Annotated in this window: 9 protein-coding genes; 6 read left to right on the forward strand and 3 right to left on the reverse strand. The window is 68.2% G+C overall.

What is annotated here, in order from left to right; all coding sequences use genetic code 11:
• The 3 genes from A9O63_RS16835 to A9O63_RS16845 form a co-directional block, all read right to left on the reverse strand.
• Positions 1-1,004 (reverse strand): iron chelate uptake ABC transporter family permease subunit (locus A9O63_RS16835; protein ID WP_141703106.1); only part of this gene is annotated, 1,004 nt, incomplete at its 3' end.
• On the reverse strand, positions 1,001-1,900 hold the full coding sequence (locus tag A9O63_RS16840; protein WP_069332966.1) for an ABC transporter substrate-binding protein: 900 nt from the start codon (positions 1,898-1,900) through the stop codon (positions 1,001-1,003). The genes A9O63_RS16835 and A9O63_RS16840, both read right to left, overlap by 4 nt.
• Positions 1,894-3,993: a TonB-dependent siderophore receptor gene (locus A9O63_RS16845; RefSeq protein ID WP_069332967.1), complete on the reverse strand. Its 2,100-nt coding sequence runs from the start codon at positions 3,991-3,993 to the stop codon at positions 1,894-1,896. The genes A9O63_RS16840 and A9O63_RS16845 overlap by 7 nt, the downstream gene beginning before the upstream one ends.
• Before the next feature lie 479 nt (positions 3,994-4,472).
• Here A9O63_RS16845 and A9O63_RS16850 point away from each other — a divergent pair, with 479 nt between their 5' ends.
• The 6 genes from A9O63_RS16850 to A9O63_RS16875 form a co-directional block, all read left to right on the forward strand.
• Positions 4,473-5,606 (forward strand): ROK family transcriptional regulator, encoded by a 1,134-nt coding sequence (locus tag A9O63_RS16850; protein WP_069332968.1) that lies wholly within the window; start codon positions 4,473-4,475, stop codon positions 5,604-5,606.
• 117 nt (positions 5,607-5,723) lie between these two features.
• Entirely contained in the window at positions 5,724-6,980 is a 1,257-nt protein-coding gene (locus tag A9O63_RS16855; protein ID WP_069332969.1) for an ABC transporter substrate-binding protein, read from the forward strand.
• A 92-nt stretch (positions 6,981-7,072) separates the two neighbouring features.
• Entirely contained in the window at positions 7,073-7,963 is an 891-nt protein-coding gene (locus A9O63_RS16860) for a carbohydrate ABC transporter permease (protein ID WP_069332970.1), read from the forward strand.
• Entirely contained in the window at positions 7,960-8,808 is an 849-nt protein-coding gene (locus A9O63_RS16865) for a carbohydrate ABC transporter permease (protein ID WP_069332971.1), read from the forward strand. The genes A9O63_RS16860 and A9O63_RS16865 overlap by 4 nt, the downstream gene beginning before the upstream one ends.
• A gap of 19 nt (positions 8,809-8,827) precedes the next feature.
• Positions 8,828-9,931, forward strand: coding sequence for an ABC transporter ATP-binding protein (locus A9O63_RS16870; protein WP_069332972.1), 1,104 nt, complete (start codon positions 8,828-8,830; stop codon positions 9,929-9,931).
• Positions 9,928-10,423 (forward strand): BadF/BadG/BcrA/BcrD ATPase family protein (locus A9O63_RS16875; protein ID WP_328585912.1); only part of this gene is annotated, 496 nt, incomplete at its 3' end. The genes A9O63_RS16870 and A9O63_RS16875, both read left to right, overlap by 4 nt.

Raw genomic sequence — 10,423 nt, forward strand, 5'->3', positions numbered from 1 at the left:
GCCGCCTCGGTGCCGGGCGGGGTGGAGCCGCGCAGCCGCGGCAGGAGCCAGATCAGGAGCGGCCCGCCGATCAGCCCGGTGAGCGCGCCCGTCGGGAACATCTCGCCGCTCGCGCCCGCCACGGTGAGCACGACCCCGTCGCAGAGCGACAGGAGCAGCGCCCCGATCAGCGCGGAGAGCAGGAGCCGCTGCGGGATGGTCCGGGCGCCCAGACTGCGCGCGAGGGCAGGCCCCGCGAGGCCCACGAAGCCGATCAGACCTAGCTCGGCCGAGACCGAACCGGCGAGGACCACCGCCACGGCGATGCCCGCCAGCCGGACCGCCGCCACCCGGAGCCCGAGGCTCGCGGCACCCTCGGCCCCGAGCGAGAGCACGCGCAGCGGACGCGCCAGAAGCGCCGCGGCAAGGCCTGCGAAAGCCAGCACCAGCGCCAGCGCCCGCACGCCCGACCAGTCCTGCTGCACCAGCGAGCCGCCGTTCCAGATGACGAGCGACAGCAGATATTCGCCTTGGGCGAGGGTCAGGGCGGTGGCGATGGCGCTTGCCGTCAGCCCCACCAGCATACCCACGATCACCATCGTGACCGGCGCGAAGGCGCGGCGCGCGCCCACCGCCAGCACCAGCGCCGCCGCCAGCGCCGCCCCGGCCATGGCCACCGGCCAGCGCCCGTCGATGAGCAAGGCGGGCGCGAAGATCGTGGAGAGGACGAGGGCCAGCTGCGCGCCCGAGGAGATGCCGAGCGTGGTGGGATCGGCCACCGGGTTGCGCAGCACGGTCTGCAGGAGCGCCCCCGACAGGCCGAGCGCCGCCCCGGCCAGAAGCGCGATGGCCCCGCGCGGCATCAGGCCGAAGGCGAGCAGGATCTGATCGAGGCTCATCGCCTCGGCCCGGAAGGGCAGCGGCGGCCAGGAGCCGAGGGGCAGGAGACCCACCGCGGCCCAGGCCCAGAGCGCGGCCGCGAGGAGGCCCACGCCCGCCAGCGCCAGTTGCGCGGGGCGGCTCACAGCCGCAACTCCGCGGGCCGGGTGAGCGCTGCCCCGAGCAGCCGGGCGAAGCGCAGCGCCGAAGGCAGGCCTCCGAAGGCATTGACCTCGGGCAGCTGATAGACCCGGCCGCCCTGCACCGCGGGCAGCGCCTGCCACAGCCGGGAGCGCGCGAGCCCCCGCCGGGCCTGCACCGGGATTTCCCCCACGATCACCACCCGCGCCTCGGGCAGGCTGGCAAGCTCTTCGATCTGCACCGGGGCGAGAAAGCTGAACCGCGTCTGCCCCTGCCAGGCGTTGTCCAGCCCGAGCCGCGCCGCCACGGATCCGAACAGGCTGTCGAAGCCGAAGGCGCGCAGATGGCGGGCATCGCCGATATTGACGAGGCAGAGCGGCCGGTCCGCCATCGGGCGCAGGTCTGCTGCCACGGCATCGAACCGGGCCTCGGCCGCCTCCTCGGCCCGCGAGGCCGCGCCCGGATCGTCGATGGCGCGGGCCAGTTCGTGCAGCGCCGCGAAGGACTTGGCCAGCGGCGGCTCGCCCCGGACATAGAACGGCAGGTTCAGGACCGGGGCCAGCTGCATGAGGCGGGCCTCGTAGCGGGTGTAATAGGGCGAGGTCAGGATGAGATCGGGGCGCACGAGCTGAAGCAGCTCGAAGTTCGGCGCGCCGCGCAGGCCCAGATCCACCACGTCCTCCGGCACCGCTGGCTCGGGCGAATCCTCGCGGAAGCGGATCAATTCGCAGGCGGCCACCGGCATGTGCCCGAGCGCGATGGCTGTCTCCAGCATGGCCCAGTCGATGGCGGCGAGACGCGGTGCGGACAGGGGAGCGGCCCGCAGGGACGAGGCCGCCGCCAGCACGAGGCTGGCGGCGGTGAGGAAGCTCCGTCGGCTGAGGGCGCCGCCCCCTACCACTTGTAGCTGATCTTGGCCGAGATCGTCCGGCCCTCGCCGTAGTAGCAGCCGAAGGAGCCGCAGTTGGCGAGGTAGACCTCGTCGGACAGGTTGTTGAGGTTGATCGAGGCTTCCATGTTCTCGCGGCTGTAGCCCACGGCGAGGTCGAGCAGCGTCACGGACTCGAGCGAATAGTCGTTGGCGAGATCGCCCTTGCGCTCGCCGATGTAGCGCAGGCCGCCGCCGAGGCTCACGCCGTTGTCGAAGGCCTTGTCGAGCCAGAGGCTGGCCAGATGGCTCGGCGCGTTGGGCATCTCGTTGCCGTCGTTGGCGCCGCTCGGATCCACCTGCTCGGTGTCGTTGTAGGCGTAGCTCGCGCGGAGGTTCAGCCCCGGCGCCAGCTCGCCCACCGCGCCCAGTTCAAGGCCCGAAGACTTGACCTCGCCGACCTGACGGCGGCCCTCGGCGCCCCCGAGGTTCACCGTCAGGTTCTCCTGCCGCAGATCGTAGATCGCCGCGGTGAAGAGCGCGTTGAAGCTCTCGGGCTGATATTTGACGCCCAGCTCCCACTGCTTGCCGGTCGTCGGCTCCAGCTGCTCGCCCGCGCCGTCCACGCCGATCTCCGGGTCGAAGGAGGGGGAGTAGTTGGCATAGACGAGCGCCCCGGGCGCGATCTCGTAGCCGAGGCCCGCGCGGCCCGACAGCGCCTTGTCCGTCTGGTCGATCTCGCCTTGGCCCGCGAAGTTCGTGTAGGTGGTGCCTTCCTGTTTCGACCAGTCGTGGCGCAGCGCGATCGATCCGCGCCAGCGCCCGGCGGTGATCTCGTCCTGCGCGTAAAGGCCGATCTGGGTCTGCGTCACGTCGGGCTTGCTGACATACCACGGCGCGCCGGTGGGAACGCCGCCATAGACCGGGTCGCGCCAGTCGAGGTTGGTGACGCCGCCAGTGGCGTTGTAGAATTCGGTGACGGTGTCGGCATCGTATTTGCGCAGGTCGAGCCCGAAGAGCAGCTTGTGCTCCATGCCGCCGGTCAGCACCTCTCCGGCAAGCCGCGAATCGAGGCTCAGCCCGGTGGTATTCTCGCGCTGATAGTTGGCGCCCCGGGTGATCTCGGTGCCGCTGGCATCGAGGCCGGTCACGTAATGGCCGGTATATTCCCAGTCGAACTTCTCGTAGCGGAAGCCCTGGCTGAAGGTCCAGCCGCTGTCGAGCTCGTGGCTCAGCTCGTAGCCGATGTTGAAGATCTGGCGGTCGTGGTCGTCCCAGCCCGGCTCGCCGGTGTAGAGCTCGCGCAGATACTTGTCGTTCCCCTGCCCGGTGAGAGCGAAGGGGATGCCCGGCGGCGAGATCGGCGCGTCGTCGGTATAGGAGGAGATGATGTCGAGCGTGGTCCTGTCGGTGGGCTGCCAGCGGGCGGCGAGGCCCAGATATCCCCGTTCGAGGCCGATCTCCTCCACCTGGCTCTCGTAGTCCTTGACGATGCCGGTCGCGCGGAAGGAGAGCGTGTCGCTCACCGTGCGGTTCCAGTCGAAGAAGCTCTGGCGCGAGCCATTGTCGTCGAGACCGACGCCCAGCTCGCCGAAGTCGAAGCCCTGCGAGCGTTTCTGGACCTGGTTGATGATCCCGGCCGGCGAGCCCGCGCCGTAGAGCGAGGAGTTGGGGCCGTTCAGCACCTCGATCTGCTGGAGCGCGAAGGTCTCGTAGGCCGGGGCGCCCATGTAGCGCAGCTGCCGCAGGCCGTTGACATATTGCGAGCCGCGCGCCTCGAAGCCGCGGATGGTGGGGCTGTCGAAGCGGGGATCGACGCCGTAGGGGTCGCCGAGCACGCCGGGGCTGTAGCGCAGCGCCTGCCCGAGGGTTTCCGCGCCCTGATCCTTGATCTGCTCTGCCGTCACGACCGAGACCGATTGCGTCGTCTCGGCCACGGGCGTGTCGGATTTGGTGGCGGACTGGTTGTAGTCGGCCTTGTAGCCATCGGCCTGGGTGGTGATGTCGGTGGTGGCCGTGACCACGATCGCGTCGAGCTCGATCGCCTCCTGGGCGAAGAGGGCGGCCGGGGCCAGAGCAATGGTGCTCGCGCCTGCAAGCAGCATAGACCGGTGTTTCGTTCTCATGGGGGCCTCGCAAGACAGAGAGCAACTACTCACTCGCTTGAGCAAATGCTCTGGCTTGCTGGGGGCTGGATACAGTTTTCCACGGCAGAGTCCAGCCCGCCGCCGCTGGGGCAGCCCCGGTGCCGGGGTCTGTGCTCCTCCGGCAACGGCCCTGGGGGCTGCCGCCGCCACATGCCGGAAACCACGGGTCCGCGAGCGGCCTTGACGCGGGTGCTTCAGGCGGAAGGGGCTTTCCGGCTCCGAGAGGGTCCGCGCGCGCCTTGAGCGCGGGGAAGGCTTTGTTCTGGCGCTCCGCCTCGAAGAAGCGGCGCACCGATGCCCGCCCGGACGAGTGGCCGGAGCCGTTGGCCCCTGGACTGAGGAGGGCAACCCGGACGCATCCTCGGTGCCGCGCAGGTGGCTGGTTCCGCGGGTGAAAACCGTCTAGAAGCTGGCTTTCGTTTTCCTGATTGCTGTGAGGCCGCGTGACCCGTAAGCCCTTGACCCTGACCGGCAGCGCGCTCGCCGTCTTGCGTGCCCTTGTCGAACGGGGCCCCTCGACGCGTCCGCAGCTGGGGCAGGACCTCGGCCTCTCGCGGCCCACAATGTCGGCCGCCATGGCCGAGCTGATGGAGGCGGGTCTGGTCGAGCCGATCGGATCGGTGCATGGCGGGATGGGCCGCCGGGCGGTGGAATACCGGGTGGCCACGCATGCGGGGCATGTGATCGCGGTGGATGCCGGATCGACCCACATCCGGCTGCGGCTCTCGACGCTGGACCGCCGGCTGCTGCACGCGAGCCTGCATCCCCTTCCGAAAAGCCAGTATTCGCTGACGCCCCAGATCAGCAGCGTCGTGGCCGCTGCCGTGGCCGAGGCGCTGGAGAAAACGGAAGCCGACTGGGGCCCACTGCTGGCCATGGTCATCGCCATCCCGACGCGGGTCGTGGGGCCGGAAGGGGATACCGCCGCCACCGATCAGGAAGTGATCTTCACGAATTTCGCGCCGCCGCCGCAGGTCGACTGCACGCTGGTGAACAACGTGAACTGCGCCGCCGTGGCGGAATATCACTATGGCGCGGCGCGCGGCCGTCAGACCTTCGCCTTTATGCAGGTGGGGGTGAAGATCGGCCTCGGGCTTATGCTGAACGGCCAGATCCTGCCCGGTGTCAATGGCGCGGCGGGCGAGATCGGGCATATCACCTTTCCCTTCGCACCGGGCCTGACCCCGGTGCCCGGCGAGGCGGAACGCTACATCGGCACCGAAGCCTTCATGACCCGGGTCCGGGCCGACTGGCCCGAGAGCTCGGGCCGGCCGCCTGCCGATACCTACGAGCTTCTGGCCCGTGCGGGCGAAGGCGACGCGACAGCCCTGCGCCATGTCGAGGGCCATGCGGCCGAGATCGGCGCCGTGATCGCGATCTGTGTCAGCGTGATCGATCCCGGCCTCGTGGTGCTGGGCGGCGGATACGGTGCCTCGCCCCTGCTCAGGCCCAAGGTGGAGGAGGTCGTCCGCCACCTCGCCTTCCCGGCCGAGATCACCACCAGCACCCTTGCGGCCGAGGCAACGGTTCTCGGGGCCGAGCGTCTGGCCGTGGATCGCGCCGTCTGCGTCCTGCTGGGTCTGCCTGCCTGAAACTTCCGCGAGCTGCCCCGCAAGAAAACACTTGCTTGCCCGACTTTGTTTGTTAGGCTGCCTAATAATATGGGTCAGCCAGCGAACGCGCTGACGGGGTCACGACAGGAGAGATCAATGACCATGAGGACAACCGCCGCCAGCCTCCTTGCGCTGGCCCTCGCCACCGGAGGGAGCGCGGCCGGCGCGCAGACCCTTGAATACTGGGTCTATTCCGACTTCGCTCAGGGCGAGGCGCTGGCGCTTCAGCAGGAATTCATCAAGGAGTTCCAGGAGGCCCATCCGGGCGTGACGGTGAACATCGTGGGCAAGGGCGATGACGACCTGACCGCCGGTCAGATCGCGGGGGCGGCCAGCGGCAACCTGCCCGACGTCTTCATGAACGCGGTGGGCGTGGGCGCGCAACTGGTCGATGTTGGCGCTCTGGCGAACATCCACGACAAGTGGATGGCCATGCCCGAGGAGTTCCGCGCCCAGTTCAACAAGGGAGCGGTCGACAATTGCGCGCCGCGCCCCGAAGAGATGTACTGCATCCCCTACACGGGCTACGGCACGCTGCTGTTCCGCAACCTGACGGTGCTGGAAGCGGCCGGGATCGACACCTCCGCCCCGCCGGCCGACTGGGCCGACTGGCTGGCGCAGATGGAAAAGGTGAAGGCCGCGGGCAAGTTCGCCATTCCCGATCAGGCGCTGGTCTTCAACTCGATCGCCGAGATGTATGGCGTGACGGGCGATGTCTCGACCTGGGGCATCGACTGGGAGAGCAAGACCACGCGGATCGACCCGGCGGTGATGACCTCGGTGCTGGAAAAGTTCGTGGCGATGCAGCCTCTGACCTCGGGCCCCAGCCGCAACGATCAGGCAACGAAAGACCTGTTCGTCACCAATCAGCTGGCCTTCCACACCATCGGCCCGTGGGTGAACCCGACCTATGTCGAGGCGGCCGAGAACTCGGGGCTGAAGTACGATTTCGTGCTGATGCCCGGCGAGACCGCCGACAAGCACGGCGGCATCAAGAACTTCGAGATCGTCGGCGTCGCCCCGGGCGAGAATCTCGATCTGGCCTTCGAATTCGCGACCTACATCACCGCCAAGGAGCAGATGGCCCGCTGGGCCAAACTGCTTTCGCGCTACAATTCGAACGCGGCCGCGATGGCCGAGGCCGATGTGGCAGCCCTGCCGCTGGTCGCCCGGTCGGTTGAGGCGGTCGAGGCGACGATGGATGTGAGCCCGCCCTATCTGATCCAGCCGGTTCCGGCCTGCTACCAGTCGACGGTGGTCGATTATGTGTCCGCCACCGCTGACGGCGAGTTCACGCCCGAAGAGGGCGCGGAGGAGATGATCGCCGAACTGAACGACTGCCTCGCCGGCTGATCCCGCCCGAAGCGAGCCCCCCGCCGCCGCCCTGTCGGTGGGGGGCCTCCGAACGCCCCGTCTCGGGGCGCCTGTTCCTTCATGGGGAAACGATGCGAGTCCTGCGCCACCACCTGCCCCACTTCCTGATGATCGCACCGTTCCTCGTGCTGTTCGGAGCCTTCTTCCTCTATCCCATCCTCAGTGGGCTCTATTACAGCTTCCACGACTGGAACGGCGTGCGAGAGCCGGTCTACGTCGGGCTGGAAAACTACACGAGGCTGCTCGGATCGCGCGACTTCTCCCGCGCGATGTGGAACCTGTTCCAGTATATCGCCATCACGGTGCCGCTCGGGCTGACGGTCGCCTTCTGCCTTGCGCTGCTGGTCGACAGCTTCACGGGGCGCTGGGCGAACTTCTTCCGTAACGCCTATTTCCTGCCGGTGGTGCTGCCTGCCTTTCTGGCGGCCACCATCTGGCGCTGGATCTATGCGCCGAACTTCGGCCTCCTGAACATGATGCTCGGCTGGGTCGGGGCCGAACCCGTCAGCTTCCTCAATGACACCGATACCATGCTCTATGCGCTGATCGCGGTGGATGTGTGGGTTTCGGCCGGGTTCAACATGGTCATCATCCTGGCCGGGCTGAAGAACATTCCCGCCGATCTCTACGAGGCCGCGCGGCTCGACGGGGCCAGCAAGCTGCAGCAGGTCATCCACATCACCCTTCCGATGCTGGCGCCGGTGCTGTTCTTCGTGCTGACCTATGCCGTCATCTCGGCCATGCAGGTCTTCGACACGCCCTGGCTGCTGACCGGCTCCTCCTTCTCGGAATATGGCGGACGCCGCGGGGCGCTGCTCTTCCCGGTCATGGACATGATGGGACGCGCCTTCGGCGGCGTGCAGTTCGGCCTCGCCTCGGCCTACGGCTTCCTGCTGACCATCGCCATCATCGCCGTCACCGCCCTTCTCTTCGCCGTCCGCACATGGAGCAATCGCCGATGACCTCTGCAGCCGCTGCGCGGATTTCGGTCTGGACCGTCCTGAAATGGGCCACAGCCATCGCGATCGCCGTGATCACCATCTTTCCGATCTGGTGGATGATCAACGTGGTCTTCTCGCTGCCGGGTGAGCCGGTCGCCATCAACCCCCGGCTCTGGCCCACCTCGCTGTCGGCTGGTCTCGAGAAGATCGAGATGATCTTCACCCAGACGGGCTATCTGCGCGCCTACGGCATCTCGCTGGCCTATGCCCTGCTCACGATCCTGGGCGTCCTCTTCATAGGCTCGCTCGCGGCCTTCGAATTCGCGCTGTTCGACTTTCCCGCCAAGGGCCCGATCTTCGGCATCGTGATGCTGTCGCTGATGGTCCCCACGGCGGTGACCATCATCCCCACCTATCTGCTGACCTCGAACCTGGGCTGGCTGAACTCGCTGCAGGGGCTGGTCGTCCCCGGCCTCGCCTCGGCCTTCGGCCTGTTCATGCTGGTGCAGTTCATGCGCGCCATCCCCAAGGACATGATCGAGGCCGCGCGTCTGGATGGGGCGGGGCATTTCCAGATCTACTGGCATGTCGCGCTGCCGCTCTGCCGCAACGCGCTGGTGACGCTGGCCATCCTGACCTTCATGCAGACCTGGGGCAATTACATGTGGCCGCTGATCGTGACCACCTCGCCCGAGATGTACACGGTCGGGCAGGTCGTGGGCATGTTCAACGCCCCCCTCTCGCACCAGACGGTCGATGTCGTGATGACCGCCAACCTTCTTGCCGCCGTGCCGCCGCTGCTGTTCTTCCTCATCTTCCAGCGGAAGATCGTCGAGGGGATCGCGATGTCGGGCACCAAGGGCTGACCCGGAGCTAGACGAACCCATGGCCTTTCTAGAAATCAAATCCCTCTGCAAGAGCTTCGAGTCCTATTCCGTCCTCAAGGATATCGACCTGTCGATCGAGAAGGGGGAGTTCGTGGTCTTCGTGGGCCCCTCGGGCTGCGGAAAATCCACGCTGCTGCGCATGATCACCGGGCTCGAGACGCCCACCTCCGGCACCATCGCCATCGAGGACGAGGTCATCAACGACGTCGATCCCGCCCGGCGCGGCACGGCGATGGTGTTCCAGTCCTATGCGCTCTACCCGCATATGACGGTGTTCCAGAACATCTCCTTCGGGCTGCGCATGTCGCGCAAGCCCAAGGCCCTGATCCGGGAGCGGGTCGAGAAGGCCGCGGCCATCCTGCGGCTGGACAAGCTGCTCGATCGCAAGCCCGCCCAGCTGTCGGGCGGCCAGAAACAGCGCGTCGCCATCGGGCGGGCCATCGTGCGCGAGCCGCGGGTCTTCCTGTTCGACGAGCCGCTCTCGAATCTGGATGCCGAGCTGCGCGTGCAGATGCGGGCCGAGCTTCTGGAACTGCACGAGCGCCTCGGCACCACGATGATCTATGTGACCCACGATCAGGTCGAGGCGATGACGCTGGCCGACAAGATGGTGGTGATGAGCGGCGGCAGGATCCAGCAATATGGCCGCCCGCTGGACCTCTACGACGATCCCGACAACAAGTTCGTGGCGGGGTTCGTGGGTTCGCCCAAGATGAACTTCCTGTCCGCCACGGTCGCCTCCGTCGGCGCAGGGGGGCTGCGGGCCGATCTGGCGGCGGGCGGGGCGGCGGCGCTGCCCCTGATCGAGGCTCTTGCGCCGGGCGCCCGGATCGACATCGGGATCCGGCCCGAGCAGCTGTCCGTGGTTGCGGCCGGGCAGGCGCCGTCCGCCGATGCGGTCTCGGTCGCGGGCCGTGTCGCGCTGATCGAGGATCTGGGCGCGGAATCCTATCTGCATCTGCACCTCGCCGATGACAGCCGCATCGGCGTGCGGACGGCGCGTCACGCCGCACATCTGGGCGAGGAGGTGCGGGTTGCAGCCCCCGCCGCCGGCGTCCTCGTCTTCGACGAGGCCGGTGCGCGCCTGCGGGGCCGGGCATGAGCCTGACCGCATATTCCGAGGCGGGCGCTCCGGTGGTGGGCGTCGACATCGGCGGCACCAAGACCGAGATCTGTCTGGCGCGCCGGGACGGGACCCGGCTGGTCAAGCTGCGCGAGACGGTTCTGCCCAGCCGCAGCTGGCGCGGCGCCGGCGTGGCCGAGGATGCCGCGAACCTGCTTGCGCAGGTGCATCTCCTGATCGGGGACGAGAGGGTGGCGGCGCTCGGTGTGGGCGCGCATGGCTGCGACGACGATGGCGAATGCGAGGCCCTGGCCGCGGCCCTGCGGGCGCGCAGCCCCCTGCCGCTGCGGGTGGTGAACGATGCCGAACTGATGCCGCTGGCCATGGGCCGGGTGGGCCAGATCGGGCTGGTGGCGGGCACGGGCTCCATCGCCGTCTGCCGCGATGCCGAGGGGCGCATGATCTCGGCCGGCGGCTGGGGCTGGCTGATCGGCGACGACGGCAGCGCCGCGGGCCTCGTGCGCGAGGCGG

This window comes from Cereibacter johrii (assembly GCF_001720585.1).
Taxonomy (GTDB): Bacteria; Pseudomonadota; Alphaproteobacteria; order Rhodobacterales; family Rhodobacteraceae; genus Cereibacter_A; species Cereibacter_A johrii.